This window comes from Undibacterium sp. JH2W (assembly GCF_049340425.1).
Lineage (GTDB): Bacteria > Pseudomonadota > Gammaproteobacteria > Burkholderiales > Burkholderiaceae_D > Undibacterium.
In genome coordinates this window covers 161,920-179,327 of record NZ_JBMPOT010000001.1, presented here as the reverse complement: position 1 = coordinate 179,327, position 17,408 = coordinate 161,920, and the positions used below count along the sequence as shown (strand labels likewise).

The 17,408-nt window shown below is 53.7% G+C and carries 13 protein-coding genes; 5 read left to right on the top strand and 8 right to left on the bottom strand.

Annotated elements, in window-relative coordinates:
• Positions 1 to 120 precede the first annotated feature (120 nt).
• From ACO0LC_RS00800 to ACO0LC_RS00785, 4 genes are all read left to right on the top strand, one after another.
• Positions 121 to 5,271 carry an MG2 domain-containing protein gene (locus tag ACO0LC_RS00800; RefSeq protein WP_422999648.1) on the top strand — a complete coding sequence of 1,717 codons (5,151 nt, stop codon included), beginning with the start codon at positions 121 to 123 and terminating at the stop codon, positions 5,269 to 5,271.
• Between the two features lie 336 nt (positions 5,272 to 5,607).
• On the top strand, positions 5,608 to 7,968 hold the full coding sequence (gene pbpC, locus ACO0LC_RS00795) for a penicillin-binding protein 1C (RefSeq protein WP_422999646.1): 2,361 nt from the start codon (positions 5,608 to 5,610) through the stop codon (positions 7,966 to 7,968).
• Positions 7,969 to 8,058: 90 nt separating this feature from the next.
• Complete coding sequence (locus ACO0LC_RS00790) at positions 8,059 to 8,385, top strand: hypothetical protein (RefSeq protein ID WP_422999644.1); 327 nt, start codon at positions 8,059 to 8,061, stop codon at positions 8,383 to 8,385.
• Between the two features lie 103 nt (positions 8,386 to 8,488).
• A complete protein-coding gene (locus tag ACO0LC_RS00785) occupies positions 8,489 to 9,082 on the top strand; it encodes a DUF2314 domain-containing protein (protein ID WP_422999642.1) in 594 nt (197 codons plus the stop codon).
• Positions 9,083 to 9,234: 152 nt separating this feature from the next.
• Here the strand turns inward: ACO0LC_RS00785 and ACO0LC_RS00780 are convergent, their stop codons facing one another.
• From ACO0LC_RS00780 to ACO0LC_RS00760, 5 genes are all read right to left on the bottom strand, one after another.
• Positions 9,235 to 9,561, bottom strand: coding sequence for a type II toxin-antitoxin system RelE/ParE family toxin (locus tag ACO0LC_RS00780; protein WP_422999640.1), 327 nt, complete (start codon positions 9,559 to 9,561; stop codon positions 9,235 to 9,237).
• Complete coding sequence (locus tag ACO0LC_RS00775) at positions 9,558 to 9,833, bottom strand: type II toxin-antitoxin system Phd/YefM family antitoxin (protein ID WP_422999638.1); 276 nt, start codon at positions 9,831 to 9,833, stop codon at positions 9,558 to 9,560. The genes ACO0LC_RS00780 and ACO0LC_RS00775 overlap by 4 nt, the downstream gene beginning before the upstream one ends.
• 93 nt (positions 9,834 to 9,926) lie before the next feature.
• Positions 9,927 to 10,385: a GNAT family N-acetyltransferase gene (locus ACO0LC_RS00770; protein WP_422999636.1), complete on the bottom strand. Its 459-nt coding sequence runs from the start codon at positions 10,383 to 10,385 to the stop codon at positions 9,927 to 9,929.
• 1 nt (position 10,386) lies between these two features.
• Positions 10,387 to 11,448 (bottom strand): serine hydrolase domain-containing protein, encoded by a 1,062-nt coding sequence (locus ACO0LC_RS00765; RefSeq protein ID WP_422999634.1) that lies wholly within the window; start codon positions 11,446 to 11,448, stop codon positions 10,387 to 10,389.
• A gap of 75 nt (positions 11,449 to 11,523) precedes the next feature.
• A complete protein-coding gene (locus tag ACO0LC_RS00760; RefSeq protein ID WP_422999632.1) occupies positions 11,524 to 12,606 on the bottom strand; it encodes a DJ-1/PfpI family protein in 1,083 nt (360 codons plus the stop codon).
• A gap of 82 nt (positions 12,607 to 12,688) precedes the next feature.
• Here ACO0LC_RS00760 and ACO0LC_RS00755 point away from each other — a divergent pair, with 82 nt between their 5' ends.
• Positions 12,689 to 13,684: a GlxA family transcriptional regulator gene (locus tag ACO0LC_RS00755; RefSeq protein ID WP_422999630.1), complete on the top strand. Its 996-nt coding sequence runs from the start codon at positions 12,689 to 12,691 to the stop codon at positions 13,682 to 13,684.
• 207 nt (positions 13,685 to 13,891) lie between these two features.
• Here ACO0LC_RS00755 and ACO0LC_RS00750 read toward each other — a convergent pair whose 3' ends face one another.
• From ACO0LC_RS00750 to ACO0LC_RS00740, 3 genes are read right to left on the bottom strand one after another with little or no spacing between them, the layout of a single operon-like run.
• Positions 13,892 to 14,665, bottom strand: coding sequence for a LytR/AlgR family response regulator transcription factor (locus tag ACO0LC_RS00750; protein ID WP_422999628.1), 774 nt, complete (start codon positions 14,663 to 14,665; stop codon positions 13,892 to 13,894).
• A gap of 19 nt (positions 14,666 to 14,684) precedes the next feature.
• Positions 14,685 to 15,869 (bottom strand): sensor histidine kinase, encoded by a 1,185-nt coding sequence (locus tag ACO0LC_RS00745; protein ID WP_422999626.1) that lies wholly within the window; start codon positions 15,867 to 15,869, stop codon positions 14,685 to 14,687.
• A 57-nt stretch (positions 15,870 to 15,926) separates the two neighbouring features.
• Positions 15,927 to 17,396 carry a carotenoid oxygenase family protein gene (locus tag ACO0LC_RS00740; protein WP_422999624.1) on the bottom strand — a complete coding sequence of 490 codons (1,470 nt, stop codon included), beginning with the start codon at positions 17,394 to 17,396 and terminating at the stop codon, positions 15,927 to 15,929.
• Between the last annotated feature and the right edge of the window lie 12 nt (positions 17,397 to 17,408).

The window sequence follows — 17,408 nt, the reverse complement described above, 5'->3', positions numbered from 1 at the left end:
CCCCCGCGGAAGAAATCGTAACACCGGAAGATATCGTAACAAGTGAAATTGTTGACAATGCCCATGTCATAATCATTGGGCAAAATTTAAGCAATCATCCAGATTACTCAGGGACACCACATGCAAAGCAAATCGTTCAAAATGGCGATGTTGTTCGCCTTACTCATTGCCATCATAGGCGGCGCATACTGGTACAAGAACAAAAGCCCGGGAGCATCCGATGCTGTAGGCGGCCTGGTAGTCAATGATGACCCAAATGCCCCACTTACCCTGGTCGATGCGGCAGACCGTGGCCTTGATGGTGCACCGGCACTGGCCCTGACTTTCAGCATTCCGCTCGACAGTAGCAAGACCTACGAAAAGTATTTGCAGGTATTCGAGATGCCACCTTCGGCAGCCGACCTGAAAAAGACCGAGACTAATAACAACGATGAAGAAAATGGCTACGACGACGATGGCCAGCCCAAGAAGGGCAAGGTCAGCACCGTCAGTACCACGGCAGAAGATACCGACAGCAAGGGTGGCAAGCCGGTAGCCGGTGCCTGGGTGGTGGGTGAAAACCCGCGCCTCTTGTACTTCCCGCATATCAAGCCGCAAACCCGCTATGTCGTACAAGTGCAGATAGGTTTACCTGCGCGCAATGGCAAGACCCTGGGTAGCGAGGCGCGTTATTCCATCGTCTCTGCGCCAGTATCGCCTTCCTATTATTTCGCCAGCAATGGCATGGTCTTGCCAGCCAAGCAGAATGGCGGCCTGCCCATCGTCACGGTGAATGTGCCAGAAGTGGATGTGCAATTCCTGCGTGTGAAAAATGACCAGTTGCCACGCTTCCTGGACCGTGTCATCAATGGCAAAACGAAAAAAGCCGATACTGCAAAAGCTGACGATGAAGAAGGTGAAGGCGGCGATGACTACAACTATGACTACAGGCGCAGCAGCCTGAAGGGCGCTGTCCAGATTTACCAGATCGATGATCTGCGCGGTATGTCAGACAGCGTCTACCTTGGCCGCTTCATGACCGAGCAAAAAGCCAACAAACGCAGCGTCACCTACATCTCGGTGGAAGACATCAAGGAACTCAAGGAACCCGGCGTGTATGTCGCAGTCATGAGCCAGCCTGGCCGCTTCCGCTATGAATACCAGACCACTTATTTCTATGTATCCGACCTTGGCCTGCATACGCGTTTGTATGACAAGTCAGCCGACGCCTTTGTCAGTTCCCTGACCGATGGCAAGGCCGTCAGTGGTGTCGAAGTCTCCTGGATGGATGAAGCAGGCAAGGTACTGGCCAAGTCGGATACCGATGGTGATGGCCATGCGACTTTTGCCGAGCAACCCAAGACAGCAAAGGTCTTGATGGCACGCAAGGGCGAGCAGATTTCTGTACTGGCCCTGAAAGAACCGGCGCTTGATTTGTCGGAATACGATATCACTGGCTCGCCATTCAAGGCGACGCGTTTGTTCGCCTATTCTGGCCGTAATTTATACCGCCCCGGCGAACAATTTGATGTGTCGGTACTGGCCCGCGATGCCGATGGCCGCACTGTGCCTGCCAAAGCCATACAAGCCAAATTGAAACGTCCCGATGGCAAGGACCAGTTCACCGCCACCTGGCGACCAGACCAGCGCTTTGGTGGTTACCTGGTCAAGCGCCTGGAATTACCCGCCGATGCACCTACCGGTTTCTGGACCCTGGAATTACGGGCTGACCCTGCCGACAAGGTGCCAGGCACGGTATTCCGCTTCGGCGTCGAAGAATTTTTACCGGAACGCATGAAGCTGGATTTGTCCAGCAAGCTGGCAACACTGGCGGCTGACAGTGACTACAGTGTCGATGTGGTCGGCAACTATCTGTATGGCGCACCGGCAGCCGGTAACCGCCTGTTGGGTGTAGCTCAGTTCGAGCGCAATAAAAATCCCCTGGCCAAGCAATACCCAGGTTTTGAATTTGGCGATGTCACAGAGAACGAAGCCAAGACCCGCACTGAACTCGAGGAGAGCAAGCTCGACGATGAAGGCAAGGCCTCCGTTGATGTTGATCTTTCACCCATCGCCAAACGCCGTTCCCCCTTCACCGTACGCACTACCCTGAGCCTGCTGGAAAGTGGTGGCCGCCCCGTCGTACGCAGTATGGAACGCGTAGTCTGGCCTGCTCCCGTACTGGTCGGCCTGCGCCCGATGTTCACGGGTGAATATGCGCCTGAAGGCAGCCCTGTGGAATTTGAAGTCATACGCTCGGACAAGGAAGGCAAATTGCAGGCATCGCCAACCTTGCCGGTACGTCTGTTCCGCGAAGACCGTAATTACTACTGGCGTTTTGAAGACCAGCGCGGCTGGCAATCTGGCTTTACTGAAACCGATGAACTGGTAGAAACCAGTGTCGTTGCCGTGCCCGCCAATGGCCGTGGCAAATTGCGCCTGCCAGTGCATTACGGCCGCTATCGCCTTGAAGTTCTGGACCCGGATACCAAGATGCAAGCCGTGTATCGCTTCTATGCAGGCTGGAGCGCGCGCAGTGACGAAAGCCAGGGTGTACGCCCCGACAAGGTCGCCATGAAGCTGGATAAGCCCGTCTATAAGGACGGTGACACAGCACACCTGACCATCACCCCACCGCATAAAGGCGAAGCCCTGATCACGGTGGAAGGTGACAAGACCCTGTGGGTAAAACGCCTGTCTGTCGGTGCCGATGCGACAACCATCGATATCCCACTCAACAAGGACTGGAAACGCCACGACCTGTATGTATCTGCCGTGGTTCTGCGCCCTGGCAATGAAGGCGACAAGGTGACACCGGCGCGTGCACTGGGCCTGGCACATATCCCGCTGGACAGAACAGACCGCAAATTTGCCGTGAGCATGGAAGCGCCCGTCAAAGTGCTGCCTGACACCACCGTCAAGGTAAAAATCAAGGTGCCGGAAGCCAAAGGCCAAAAAACCATGGTGACCTTGTCGGCAGTTGATGTGGGCATACTCAACATCACCAAATTTGCCTCGCCTGATCCGCATGCCTTTTTCTTTGCCAAATTGCGTTATGGCCCGGACCAGCATGATATCTATGGCCGTCTCATAGAAAAAATGCAGGGCCAGAAAGGCAAGCTGAAGTTTGGTGGTGATAACACGCCCAAAGCCACCAAGAGCTTGCCGAAGAAGGTCAAACTCATCGACATCTTCAGCGGCCCTGTGCAACTCAATGAGCAGGGTGAAGCCGAGATACCGCTGGCCATCCCCGACTTCAACGGCACTTTGCGCCTGATGGCCGTGGTGGCTGGTGGTGAGCGTTTTGGTGCCAAAGATGCCGAGATGACAGTGGCAGCACCGCTGATTGCCGAACTGGCGACACCACGCTTTCTGTCCTTTGGTGACACTGCCATCGTCGCGCTGGATTTGCATAATCTCTCGGGTGCTGGACAAAACCTGAAAGTCAGCATCAATGGCGGCGAAGCCTTGAAACTGACTGAGGCAGAACGCAGCCTGAGCCTGAAAGACCAGCAAAAACAAACCCTGCGCTTCCCTATCGAAGCCAGGCCTGTGCCGGGTTTGCATACCATTACCGTCAACATCAGCGGCTCTGGCATCAAGATGGAACGTAGCTTTGCCCTGACCGTACAGGCTCCTACGCCACAGACACAGATCACCAAACGCTTTACGGTGAAGGCTGGCGAATCGCTGGATATCAAGGAAGCTGATCTGGCTGGCTTGCACAAGGCATCTGTGCTGGCGCACATGGTGGTATCGAACAAGGCACCTATCGATGTCCGCGCCGCCATCCAGGGTTTGCTGACTTACCCTTACGGCTGTGTCGAGCAAACCACCAGTACCGCTTACCCGCATGTCTTCATCGATGAAGAAGCCGCTAAACGCTTTGGACTCAAGCCATATACACGCGAGCAAAGGGTGGAAATGCTGGACAAGGCCATCGCCCGCCTGGCCACCATGCAGGCACCGAATGGCGGTTTCAGCCTGTGGGGTAATGCATCTGAGTATGAGTACTGGCTGTCCGCCTATGTCACCGGCTTTTTGGTGGATGCACGTGAGCAGGGCTTTGGTGTGCCAGATGCCATGTATAACAAGGCGCTGGACTTTTTGCTGCGCGGTTTGCAGGAAGGGGTAGCACGTTTGCCAGCCAATCCAAAACCGGTGGCAGCCGCAACAACTACTACCGCCAATAGCACTGGCTTGTGGGAAGAAAACCGTGTGCTCGACAATGGTCGCTTTAGCGTACTGGCAGCCGGTGCTTATGTACTGTCACGCCAGAACAAGGCACCACTGGCAACATTGCGCCAGATGCATGATGTCCGTGGCAATGCGCAGTCTGGCCTGGGCCTGATACAACTGGGCATCGCCCTGAAGCAAATGGGCGACAAGGCACGCAGCGATGTGGCACTGGCTGAAGGTGTCAAGAAGGGCCGTGACAATGGCTATTGGTGGTATGACTACGGCAGCAATCTGCGCGACGCTGCCCTGTCCTATGCCTTGCTGGATCGCCACCAGATCAACATCCCTGGCCGCGACAATCTGGTAGGCGTCATCGCCAATGAGATGGAGAAATACCGCTACTACAGCACCCAGGAAAAACTTGCCCTGTTCCTGGTGGGCCGCTCTTACAGTACTGGTGAAGCAGCTCCATGGACTGGTACTTTAACCATCGCAGGCAAGGCTGATGAATTGTCAGCCAGGAGCACGCTGTTCCGTGAATTGCAGGCCAGTGAATTGTCTGGCGGCGTCAAGCTCAGCAATAACAGCAAGGACAATCTGTACGTAGAATTATCCATGAACGGTAATCCGGTCAAGATGCCACCTGCCAAGACTGATGTCATAGAACTGAGCCGCAAGATGTATGCACCGGATGGCTCGGAAATCGGCAACCGTGCCTTGAAGGTAGGCGAGACCATCATCATGCGCATCACCGCCCGCAGCCGCAACGCCATGGGCACAGGCATGATCGTCGACCGCATCCCGGCTGGCCTGGAAATCGAGAACACGAATATCGTCCAGGGTGAGCAAATGAGTACGGTGACGATAGATAAACTCAAGCCCGCCGAAGTCATGCAAGACCCGCATATCAAGCATGTAGAATTCCGCGACGACAGGTTTGTAGCAGCAGTACGCATGGACTGGAATGTACTGAACCTGTTCTACCGCGTGCGGGTAGTGACCCCAGGTAAATTCGTCATCCCGCCGCTGTATGCAGAAGATATGTACAGGCCGGATTTGTATGGGCAAACGGGTGGGGCGGATATGTTGACTGTGGTGGAGAGTGGGAAGTAGGTGTGGCAAACGAAATGTAGGTTGGGCTACGCTTCACCAGCCCAACACTGGGGCTTTGAATAGCGTAGTTGTTAATCAAAGCCTGATTTAAAACCTCTCACCACAGAGACACAGAGTCACAGAGGAAAAGCAAAGAGATTTCGTGGTTTCTTCGCGTCGATTTGCTAATGACCTGCCAATTCTGGATTTGTTACTCCTTCCCCTTCAAGGGGAAGGTTGGGATGGGGATGAGTTTCTGACGCAAATGGAAACTCGTTGCCTATCAACCGCACCCCATCCCCACCCTAACCCTCCCCTTGAAAGGGAGGGAATTTAAGCGTTGAACAAAGTAAGTCGATGAACAAATATCTGCAAATTTTCAAACGACATATACAAGCCCTGCTCACCCACAAAAAAACCTGGGCAGCAATCATCATCGTCGCCTTGACTTTCATCATCGCCGACCTCTGCTTCCCCCTGCCCAAACCCGGCCGCGATTCCCCTTACGCCATGGTAGTCCTGGCCCGCGATGGCACGCCGCTGCGCGCCTTCCCTGACAAGGACCACATCTGGCGTCACGCCATCAGCCTGCAGGAAGTCTCGCCCTATTATGTTGATGCACTGACGCAGTATGAAGACCGGGCATACTGGTGGCACCCTGGTGTCAACCCGCTGGCATTGACGCGGGCAGCCTGGCAGTGGGTGCACAATGGCAAGATCGTATCCGGTGGGTCCACCATCACCATGCAGGTGGCGCGTATCATCGACCCTACACCACATACCCTGCGTGGCAAGCTCAAACAGATTGCCCGTGCGCTGCAACTGGAAGCGCATTATTCGAAAAAAGAAATCCTGACTATCTACCTCAACTATGCCCCCATGGGTGGTGTACTCGAAGGCGTGGAAGCCGCCAGCCGCGCCTACCTTGGCAAACCTGCCAGTCGCCTCACGCATGCAGAAGCAGCACTGCTGACGGTGTTGCCACAATTGCCGTCCATCTTGCGGCCAGACCGTTATCCACAACGCGCGCAAGCGGCGCGTGACAAGGTCATACGGCGCATGGATGGCAACTGGAGTCAGGACATCATTGCCGATGCCCTGACAGAGCCTGTGACTGCCCAGGTCGTGCGTGAACCCCTGCTCGCACCCTTGCTGGCACTGCGCATGAAGCAGCAGACCAGGCGCAGAAAAAACCAGCAGACCGTGATCCAGACCACGGTTGATACCGCCATCCAGCAAACTGTAGAAACCCTGCTGGCCGACCGCATACGACAACTGCCGCCACATGTATCGATGGCCGCGATGGTGATGGACAATGCCAGCTTTGAAGTGCTGGGCTATGCCGGTTCGGCAGACTTTAGTGACCGTGAACGTTTCAGTGATGTCGATATGGTGAGGGCGGCGCGCTCGCCAGGTTCTGCCTTGAAACCCTTTTTGTATGCATTTGCGCTTGATGAAGGCCTGATTCATTCAGAATCTTTATTATCCGATACACCGCAATCTTTTTCTGGCTACCAGCCTGGCAATTTCCAGCAAAATTTCAGTGGCCCGGTCAGTGTGTCTGAAGCACTCGTAAAGTCCCTGAATGTACCGGCTGTCGAAGTGCTGGAGCAACTGGGCTCATCGAATTTTGTCTCCATGCTCAGGCGCGGTGGTTTGAAGCTGGAATTCCCGCGTGGTGCAACGCCCAACCTCAGTGTTATTCTTGGCGGTGCCGGCGCCAAGCTCGAAGACATGGTCGGTGCCTATTCATCCCTGGCACGCAAAGGCATGGCCGCCGTACCACGCATGACACCATCCGCGCCACACAAGGAACAGAGGATGATGAGTGAAGGTGCCGCCTTCATCGTGCGCGATATATTGGAAACCGGCGGGCCAGTGGCGCGCGCCGTCGAAGGCAATGGCAGCTACCGCGGCATCGCCTGGAAGACCGGCACCAGCTTTGGTTTTCGCGATGCCTGGGCAGTCGGCGTCAGCAAGCGCTATACCATAGGCGTCTGGGTAGGGCGGCCAGATGGCACACCCAATCCCGGCTTCTTTGGCGCGAATGTGGCTGCCCCCTTGCTGGTAGATATTTTCACCGCCATACCCGATGGTCGCAACACCAGCCCGGATGTGCCACCAGCCACCGTCAGCCAGGAAAAAATCTGCTGGCCACTGGGTACACGTGCCAGTGAGCAAATAGAAAAACTCTGCCCGCTACAGCGTACGGCCTGGGTCTTGAATGGCGCAGCCCCACCGAGTTTTGCCGACCGCCTCAAAACTGCCTCACCCATATTCACTTACTTTGTTGATAGCCAGAGCGGCCTGCGGGTCGCCCCCGAATGCAGCAAGCGCTCCATGGACAAATTGCAGGCCGCCCGCTGGCCCTCCGCCCTCGAACCCTGGCTGGACGCAGGCCTGCGCAAAGTCGCCCTGCCACCCGCCTGGGCAACAGAATGCGCGGCGATCTACAATGCCGATGAAAGCATCAAGATAGTCGGCCTCAGCGATGGCGAAATCCTGCACAGGGCCAGCAGCAAGGAAGTGCCCAAAGCCAGACTGGAAATCCGTGGTTCACAGGCAGAAGTCAGCTGGATGGTGAATGGCCATCTTGTATCGTACAAGCTGGCGAACCAGTCTCAGATCATAGAATTTCCTGTAGCGGGGCGATATGATATTACGGCCTTTGATGCTTATGGAAGATATGACCGAATAAGTGTGAGCGTGACAAAGTAAAGCTATGTAAAGAAGTACTTATCTTCACTTTTTCTTCATAGTTTTTGCTTAAGCTCTATCCTGTCATCAACACTCTTGAAAGGACACAGCATGAAAACGCTACTCTCTCTGGCCCGTGCCAGTATCTTCATGGCGGCATTAGCTGCCAGCCTGTTCGCCCACGCCCAGCCACCCGGCGGTGACCAGAAAAAGCCGCCTGAAGCTGGCAAGGATGACAGGCCAAGACGTGAGCCACCACCGCAAGCCTATGAAGATTGCAAAGGAAAAAAAGAAGGTGCGATAGTGCAAATCACGACACCACGCGAAGGCAAGATTTCTGCGACTTGCACCAACTCACCCAAGGGCTTGTTTGCCAAACCCGAGCGGCCACCACGTCCGCCAGAAGACAGGGACAATAATCCGCCGCCCAGGAAATAAATTGTCACAATAAAATTTTTCTTTGCGCAGATAATTTCTATACGCTGCGGATTGCCAGAGTAGAATTTCTTTTTCTGGCAATCCTGCATGCGATGGAATCAATATGAGTGAAGAAAAATTAATCCCCGTTTTTATCCCTGCACTGGTCGCGATTCTGGTCAATCTTGAAGACAAGAAAGGCAGCCCTTTAAGCTATGAAGAAGTCATAGACATACGCGACAATGCCAGCGTCATCATGATGGAAAAATCCCGTGCCGATGCACTTGCAGAGTCACGCGGCTATGATGATATCGACCCGGAAAATTGCTGGTATGACTGGCAAATATGCAGGAGGGATATGGATCGAAAACCTGATCTCGACCCTGGCGCAAGAATCACCATGACTAACTCAAATGATGCAAGCATGCAGCAAGCTTTTGCAGATGCCAGGCAATCATTGTCACAGTTCAGGAAGCTTATCCACAGCAATACTGATGAAGGATTTTTTCCTCTGATCAAAACCAAATTTGTATTGGACGACGGCAATATGTTTGTGTGGTTGAGGGTAGTCGAAACCAGCGACACACGCTTCATAGCTGAATTATTTGAAGTGCCTGCAGAGCTGCGTGACTATGAAATTGGCGACACTTTCGATGTTGAAGATGCAGCGATCATGGACTGGATGATCAATCACGACGGTGCCATGCATGGCGGCTAAACCTTTATGAATACCGAATTGGATAGCTTATGTACAAGGTGCGATTCATGCAACGTAATCGCATGCATGCCCATCTTAAATACTACTGGTCGTCTTGAAACCATGCGTGCTCGAACGTAAGGTGTAAGCTACGCTTACGTGCGCTATGTTCTTTACTTGTGCATCAATCTATCGTAAAGAACGGTAGCAAAATCCCTGTTCGTATCAACAAACATATGGACGAAAATTTCCTCTTCCTTGATCTGATAGATGACTCTTGTTTGTCCTACTAAGCGTTGGCGATAATGAACAAGACCAAGCGCTTCAATTTCTTCAGGGACAAAACCGGCAAGTGGCATATCGGCGATCTGCTTGAGTAGTTTTTTGAAATCAGCTTCAACAGTCATCCACACTTTATCGCCAAATTTTCTCTTCACATAACTACGTATTTCACGATAGTCGTCTTTGGCATAAGCAAGGACTTTGACTTTGTGACTCATTGCTGATCTTCCTTCTCCATCTCAGCAAAAAAATCGTCAGCGTCTTGAAACTTGCCTTCTTCAATTTGTTTATTGCCAAGCGCGAGGATTTTCAGCAAAGCCATGGTTTCCTGCTGTTTCTGATAGCTGTCGATGTCCATGACAACCATTTTCGCTTCCCCGTTCTGGGTAATGATCAGAGGATCACCATGGTTCTCACTAAAATCCCTGGCGATTTCGGCGGCGTTTGCTTTCAAGTAGGAAATGGGTTTGATTTGTTCGGAAAACTTCATGATCGCTCCAGATGAATAACGGGCAAGAAGTCCAATTATAGTCCAAATATGGTCTATGTTCGTCTTTGAGAATCATGCGAGCGAATACGCAAGCTATTCGCACCTACGTGAACCAACCTGTGGATAACGCAAATAATAATTATCAAACTCAGCAACTTCACGCAAAACAAAGCCATGACGAAGATAAAAACGGTTGGCGTCACTGTCAAGCAAGGCTCCAACGTGAATGATCTTTTCCAATGCATCAGCTTCTGCCAGCACCAGCTCGATAGCCGCACTGCCAAGACCACGTTGTTGAAAATCTGGATGCAGGTAAAAATGATCCAACAAGAGATCATCGTCCTGTGGACGCAGCACTAAAAACCCGGCGAGCAAGCCATCCTGTTTAATGAGCTTGGTGTATTCGGCTGCAAAATTTTTCAACAGACGCTGCCGTGCTCTTTCTGCATCAAAGCGTCCTATGCGTTCAAGACTTGGGCGCATGGCGAGAGCACGCAATTCTGCCAACTGCGCGGCATCATTGGGCGTGCAAGCTTCAAGTTTTAAATTCATATCAAGAACAATTTTGTGTCAGCAATTTCGCCATGTGGATAAACGCATTTTTACCCACTTTCGGCTGATCCCATTTGCCATCCACAGGCACGCGGCGCTGGTGGGCGATCACCATATTCAACCTGGGGATAGCGAGCAAGTATTGTCCGTGCAAACCCCAGGCCATGTAGGCGCCTTGCAATGGCGAATCACTGGGTTCTTCGAGTACCCACCACATATAGCCATAAGCGACATGGCGTGCTGCGGTGCTGGCTGGGTGCATGTCGGATGAAGGTGTATAAACACTAGTCGTCAGGCGCATCCAGTCTGCCGGTATCAATTGCCTGCCATTCCAGTTGCCTTCATGCAGGGCGAGCAAGCCTATGCGGGCCATGTCTCTGGTGGACAAGAAAAAGTGATAGGGCAGGTGGTTGGATTTGCTTTTGTCGCCAAATTTCTTTTGGGCGCTGAGTTTGTAGTCTTGTAATTGCAGGCTTTGTGCGATGTCTTCATCAAACAATTGATAGATGCTTTTGTGGGTGGCGTTTTCCAGCAGAGTGCCAGCGACATTGAAGTCCCAGTTGTTATACAGAAAATAGCTGCCCGGTGTTTGTGTACCACGTGCGGGTGCACTGGCCAGATCATCGCCAATATTGGCGGCGGCATGAAAAACCCCTGAGCGTGCAGTCAGCAAATCACGCACTCTGGCCTGTTTTTCTGCAGGCAAGAGGCCACCGACATCATCGATATTTGCGGCCTCCAGGGTCTGGTCGAGATTGATAGCTCCATTGGTGACGTATTTGCCATACAGCATGGACAGTATGCTTTTGCGCTGTGACTCTATGATGCCCGGTAGATCAGTCTTACCGTAGCTATACAGGATGCGGCCATCCTTGATGGCGAGCAGGGCTGTAGTGGCTTGCTTTTGCACATAGCTATCGAGTTCAGTCTGGCCCTGTTTGCATTCAGCACTGATGGTGGCAGTGCTCTCCCATTCACTGCCAGGGAAAACTGTGGCGGCTTTGCCCGTCAGTGCAATGCCCATCAGCAGTATCGCCAGTAATTTGATTTTGTAAGCAAACATGGTCGTCCTTTTGCGTTGACACTGCAATACTTGACCAGTTTACAATGAATTGGTTCAGCTTCATGATGTATCTTACTATTGCGGATATTCCATAAAGGTGCTGACCATGGCCCTGCTCGCCAGGCCATAGGCCTTGCCTATTTCCTGCAAGGCTTTATCTATCGCTCGTGCCGGGGAGATGTCAGTGAGCCAGTTTTGCTCTCTTTTCATCTGGTCAAAGACATCTGCATCTGCCACGGCATCCGGCAGCAGTTGCAAGCCATACCGCGACTGCACGGCATGCATGCTAGCCGCATAGGTTTTGACTTGCGAGCGGTAGGTGCGCGACCAGGCATCGGCGTACAGGGCCAGGGCGATGTCGTTGACACCTGCGCTCAGCGGCAGCGCGATTTCTTCATGTGACCAGAAACGCAGCCAGTTACCTGCAATGGTCATAGCATGGGCAAAACTCATTTTGAATTGCTGGCTGTCGTGTGTGGATAAGTAATTTTTTATCCCCAGCTCACTGGCAAGAGCTGTTGCGCGCTCGTGACCAGCAATAGAGGCGACCAGGGCCAGTGACGCGGGCAGGGATGCGGTCACGCCTGTCGTGGTGATGATCTTGCCATCGGCGAGGTAACGCTGGTTGCGCACCCAGGTCGTATTTGGAAATTGTTTTTGCAGGCCATCCATGGAATACCAGAAACCCACGGCACGGCGCTGCTCCAGCAAACCCGCATGGGCTAATACCCAGACGCCGTCACAGATACCGACGATGATAGCCCCTTTGGCAGCCTGGGCCCTGACCCAGCTTTGCAGGACTGCTGCCTGCACATTATGTACAGCCGGGACGATCACATAATCCGCGCCCTGTGGATAAGCCTGGTCAAATCCTGCCATCGTTGTTTCAGCCTGCATCTTGAGTGCGGGATAGAGATTGACCACACCGCTGCCCGTTGCCACTGACAAAACTTGCGTAGCACCTGAGGCCTTGAGCACGGCATAGGGCACGACAAAGTCGGTCAGCTCGGTCATTTCATTATCGGCGACCACGGCGATGAGGGCTTGCTTGCGGCCAAAACGCGCCTGATAGTCAGGTAAAGGCGTGGACAGGCTATCTGCAATAGCCAGGGAAAAGCTCAGGGCCAGGAACAGGAAGAGCAGGATTTTCGTTTTCATCAGTACACCGGGGATTTATCCACAGGCACACTATAATCATCAATATCTTGGCCGTAGCGCCAATCTTGTCGCAAATTCCGCCATGGATAAACATACCCGCACTATCGTCTTCATTACCCTGGCTGGCGTGCAAAGCCTGGACCTCTCTGGCCCCATGGAAGTGTTTGCCGTGGCCAATCTGCACAGGCCGCCAGGCATGCCCGCCTACCGCCTTATCATCGCCAGCCCGCATGGCGGCAACATCACCACTCACGCCGGGCTGGAAATACATGGAGTATGCGCACTCAGGGATTTGCCAACAGAGATTGATACCATCATTGTCACTGGCGGCAGCGAGGCTGCGATGCGCGAAGCTGCTAAGGAGAACATCCTGCTGCCCTGGCTGCAAGCACGCAGCAAAAATACCCGTCGTATTGCCAGCGTTTGCATAGGTGCGCTGGTACTGGCTGCTGCCGGTCTGCTCAATGGTCGCCGTGCCACCACGCACTGGAATAGCTGCGCGCTATTGCAAAAGCTTTTCCCTGAGGTCAAGCTCGATGCTGATGCGATTTTCACTGCTGACGGCCCCATCTATACTTCGGCAGGTGTCACCGCTGGCATAGACCTTTGCCTGTCGCTGCTGGAAGCCGATGGTGGCCCGGCGCTGAGTCTGGCGGTGGCGCGTGAGCTGGTGCTGTACATGCGCCGCGCTGGCGGGCAATCGCAATACAGTCATACCCTGCAAAGCCAGGTTTCATCGCAAAACCAGAGCAACTCGCGCCTGCAACAATTAGTCAATGAGATACTGGCCCAGCCTGCTGGTGACTTGCGCACGCCAGCACTGGCGGCGCGGGTGCACATGAGTGAGCGCAATTTCTCGCGCCTGTTCCAGCAGGAAACCGGCATTACTCCAGCCCGTTTTGTCGATGCCGCCCGGCTGGAATTCGCCAAGAATTTGTTGATCACGACCAGCTGGCCCCTGGCCAGGATAGCTGACCATTCAGGCTATCACAGCCTTGATACACTGCACCGCAGCTTCATGAAACATCTGGGGACAACACCGGGATTTTTCAGGGACAGGTTTGGAGGAGGGGAATGATTTTTCCGGCAAAAATCACTAATAAATCCTCTCCCTTTCAAGCTTAGGATGGGATTGGTTTTTGGTTGATCAAGCGCAATTCAAATTGCGCTTGAAACCCATCCCCATCCCAGCCTTCCCCTTGAAGGGGAAGGAGTTTCAACGCCGAAGCTGACAATTTTTGTTGTTTTAGCTAACAATTCCAGGCAAAAGCATAATCGCGCCTGCCTACATTTGCTTGAACAAGTGCAGATAGGCACGGCTGACCAGTAATTCTTCGGGTCGCTCTTTGAGTTTGAGCAGGGTGCGGCCACGAAAATCACGCGTGGTGCCTGCTATGTGTTTGATTGCGACAATAGTGCCGCGATGTACTTGCCAGAAGCGGCTGCTGTCCAGCCCATCCAGCAATTCCCTGAGCGGCATGCGTATCAGTGATTCGCCTGTGTCTGTGAAGACCGATACGTATTTGTCGTTCGCCTCGAAATAAACCACCTCATCAATGGAAATCAGCCGGGTGTCATTGCCGTGTGCGGCACGTATCCAGTCAAGGCGGCTTGCTGCGGGGGCTTGATGCATAGCTGTCATGGCGGACATCAGTCTGGCGAGCACATCTGCCGCGGGTGCGGCTCCATCAGCAGCAAGCTGGCGTTTGAGTTTTTCTACGCAGCGCCCCAGTCGCTCCCTGGTCGGTGGCTTGAGCAGGTAATCGACAGCCTCGCGCTCGAAAGCATCTACCGCGTACTGGTTGTAAGCAGTCACAAAAACTACCAGCGGTGTCGCTTTTGCAGCTTGCAACTGGCTTGCCAGTTCCAGCCCACTCATGCCCGGCATGCGAATATCCAAAAAGGCGATGGAAGGTGAGAGTTCGTTTATCAGGCGCAAGGCGTCTGCACCATTGTAGGCCACGGCGATTATCTTCAACTCCGGCCACAACTCTGCCAGCTCTGCCTTGAGAAAATTGACGAGTGTGACTTCATCGTCTGCTATGAGTGCTGTATGCATGTCAGTACTGGCTTAAGGCTTAAGATTTGTTGATGGTGGCAGATGGCAAGGGCAGATGCAGGCTCACGCTGACGCCGCCTGCAGCATTTTCCATGATGTTCAGGCTGCCTTGTTTACCATACAGCGCTGCTATGCGTTCACGCAAATTCGACAAACCTACCCCGCCCCCTGGCTTGCTGCTGGTAATAGTCTGGAAACCCACGCCGGTATCGCTGATGACAACATGCAGATGATCCATCTCTACATATGCCTTCAACAGGATTTCACCACCCTCAATTTTAGGTTCCAGACCATGGCTGATGGCGTTTTCAACGATGGGCTGCAAGAGCATGGGTGGTATGGTCAGGTTGGTGGCCTGGTCTGACAGTTCCATGCGGTAGCGCAGGCGCTCGCCCATGCGCAGCTTCATCAGCTCCAGATAAGCGCTTATCGTATCGATCTCGCCCTGCAGCAGAGTATCGCTGTCACGACTGGCCGATAATGTGGCGCGCAGGTAGTCGATCAGGCGTTCGAGCAAGAGGCGGGCGCGTGCCGGATCCGGCTGTATCAAGCCTACTGCATTGGCCAGGGTGTTATACAGGAAATGCGGCTCTATCTGCGCCTGCAGCATGCGTAGCTGCGCCTCAAGCGCGCGGCGCTCGGATTCCAGGGCGCGTTGCTGTTCTGTGGCGATTTTTTCCTTGTCCTGTAACTCACGCTCCCGTATCAGATAGGCGAATAGCAGCACACAGGAAACCAGTACGGAAACAATGGCGAAATTAAAAATGACACCCGGCTGGAAAAAATGCAGATGCAGCGCAGCCGGATTGATGAGTATGACGGCCAGAAAATAGCCAGCAAACACACCGCAGCCTGGTACGATGAGGTAATAGGCAGCCCACTTCCAGCCACGAATCTTCTCCAGCCCAGGCCCAAGCAAAAAAGAGCTGATTGCGAACAAGATATGGATGGAATAGGAGATCGACATCGCGATGACAAAATTATTCCACAACTGCGCCATCAACTGGTCACGTGACAGGTTATATGCATACAGGGCGAAGAAAAACAGGGCAAAACCCAGGCCCAGTATGAAGGTATAGGCGAGGTCGCGCAGTATGCCCGGCTGCCAGCGGCGGAAGTAGGGAATCAATGCAAGAGGGTGGTCGCTGGCCTCTTGACTGCCAGGCAAAGCGTTGACGATGTTGGCATGTGCTTGTTTCATCATGACAGTCTAAACAGGTGGGCAGGGGCTGGCAAGCCTGGCCCCTGCTTAGGGACAAACTCAGGCCGCCAAAAAATTGCCATGAAAACATAGCGGTGCCGCATAGGGCAGGCGTGCCCTGGCCACCGGGCCTTGTGACAAATGCGCACCGTCAAACACGCTCAGCGCTGTCTGCGACTTTCTCACATCGTAAGCCACACCGAGCAACCACACACCCTTGCCACCTGACTTGGGCACAGGTATGTGTTCTTCAACTACCCAGTCCTGGCCATAGTTGTATCTGTCATGACGGCCAGTTTCCATATCAATGCTGGCGATGCCTGTCATGCCAAATTCTGGCGATTTGTCGCCGGTGGTCACGAAGAGCTGGCGGTTGCGCAAACCCATATCGACTGGTGATATGCGGGGAAATTCTGTCACGCTCATCAGTTTTTCGCTGCGTGCCATGCCCTGGTTAAGATCCAGCGTGATGAGTAAGGTATCTGCATTTTGCAGCTTCCCGGTGTCGCCCCGCATGATGCTACCCAGGCCCCTGAGGCTGCTGTCGTCTGCCGCCATGCTGGCATCCAGGCGTATGGTATTACCTTCGTCCCAGCCATTACCGGAGTGAAAGACCATGCCTGCGGGCATTTCTATAATGCGGCGCAGGCTGAAATCTGCACGATCCACCACCACGGCACGCATGGGGCGCTGGCCATTCCATACATGTGAGCCCAGATAGCTCTGGTCTGGCGAATTGCGCATATCAAAAGGTGGCACCAGGAAGACCATATACTTCGCCGTCAATACGAAATCATGCACCATGGGCAAATGGGGTATGTTGATCATGCCGAACTTACCCAGGCTGCCATCCGCATCTATACGCCATAGCAGGAGTTTGTTAGCACCCGGTGCGACGCCAAAATTCCACAGCACACCATCTGGTGAAATCCTGGGATGGGCAGAAAATGGCATGGCAGCCAGATCATCGCGCCAGGTCTTGATACCCTCGGTCGCCAGGCTGGCCGGATTGAGCTCTGTGGCCGAGCCGCCTTCCCATAAGGCATACAGCTTGCCTGCATGCGGCACGGCATTGGTGTTAGCGGTATTGACCGTATCATTATTGCCAACTGGTCTGCGGCTGATGCCGGTACCAAAGGCGGGATACAAAAACTGCCCTGCAGCTGATTCTTCGACAAATTTTTTGGTACGCACGAAATGCGCTTTATGCCGCACGCGGCCATGCTCCATTTGCCACGCATGCACCATGCCGTCTCCATCAAACCAGTGGTGATAGCGTTCATCACCCAGTTCAAAGCGCGCCGGGCCATTGCGGTAGAAAGTGCCTTTGAGCCCGGCAGGCCAGCGACCTTCGACGACTGCCGCGCTGCCCAGTATGTCGGATTCCCGGTTTTTGAGCACAGCCAGGCGCTGGTGGGCTGGCAGGTTCGCCAGAAAGGCATCCCTGGTTTCGTCTGCATATGCCCCGGCTGGCAATGCGATGGCCGGCAGCGCCGCCAATGCACCGCGCAGGAAATGACGCCTGTCCATGGCTAGCCCTCC

What these genes read in the sequence shown, in the direction of transcription:
- ACO0LC_RS00745 (WP_422999626.1), bottom strand. Translation starts at nt 15,869, where the DNA reads ATGATGAAACAAGCACATGCCAACATCGTCAACGCTTTGCCTGGCAGT.
- pbpC (WP_422999646.1), top strand. Translation starts at nt 5,608, where the DNA reads ATGAACAAATATCTGCAAATTTTCAAACGACATATACAAGCCCTGCTC.
- ACO0LC_RS00750 (WP_422999628.1), bottom strand. Translation starts at nt 14,665, where the DNA reads ATGCATACAGCACTCATAGCAGACGATGAAGTCACACTCGTCAATTTT.
- ACO0LC_RS00800 (WP_422999648.1), top strand. Translation starts at nt 121, where the DNA reads ATGCAAAGCAAATCGTTCAAAATGGCGATGTTGTTCGCCTTACTCATT.
- ACO0LC_RS00755 (WP_422999630.1), top strand. Translation starts at nt 12,689, where the DNA reads ATGGATAAACATACCCGCACTATCGTCTTCATTACCCTGGCTGGCGTG.
- ACO0LC_RS00785 (WP_422999642.1), top strand. Translation starts at nt 8,489, where the DNA reads ATGAGTGAAGAAAAATTAATCCCCGTTTTTATCCCTGCACTGGTCGCG.
- ACO0LC_RS00790 (WP_422999644.1), top strand. Translation starts at nt 8,059, where the DNA reads ATGAAAACGCTACTCTCTCTGGCCCGTGCCAGTATCTTCATGGCGGCA.
- ACO0LC_RS00765 (WP_422999634.1), bottom strand. Translation starts at nt 11,448, where the DNA reads ATGTTTGCTTACAAAATCAAATTACTGGCGATACTGCTGATGGGCATT.
- ACO0LC_RS00770 (WP_422999636.1), bottom strand. Translation starts at nt 10,385, where the DNA reads ATGAATTTAAAACTTGAAGCTTGCACGCCCAATGATGCCGCGCAGTTG.
- ACO0LC_RS00780 (WP_422999640.1), bottom strand. Translation starts at nt 9,561, where the DNA reads ATGAGTCACAAAGTCAAAGTCCTTGCTTATGCCAAAGACGACTATCGT.
- ACO0LC_RS00740 (WP_422999624.1), bottom strand. Translation starts at nt 17,396, where the DNA reads ATGGACAGGCGTCATTTCCTGCGCGGTGCATTGGCGGCGCTGCCGGCC.
- ACO0LC_RS00760 (WP_422999632.1), bottom strand. Translation starts at nt 12,606, where the DNA reads ATGAAAACGAAAATCCTGCTCTTCCTGTTCCTGGCCCTGAGCTTTTCC.
- ACO0LC_RS00775 (WP_422999638.1), bottom strand. Translation starts at nt 9,833, where the DNA reads ATGAAGTTTTCCGAACAAATCAAACCCATTTCCTACTTGAAAGCAAAC.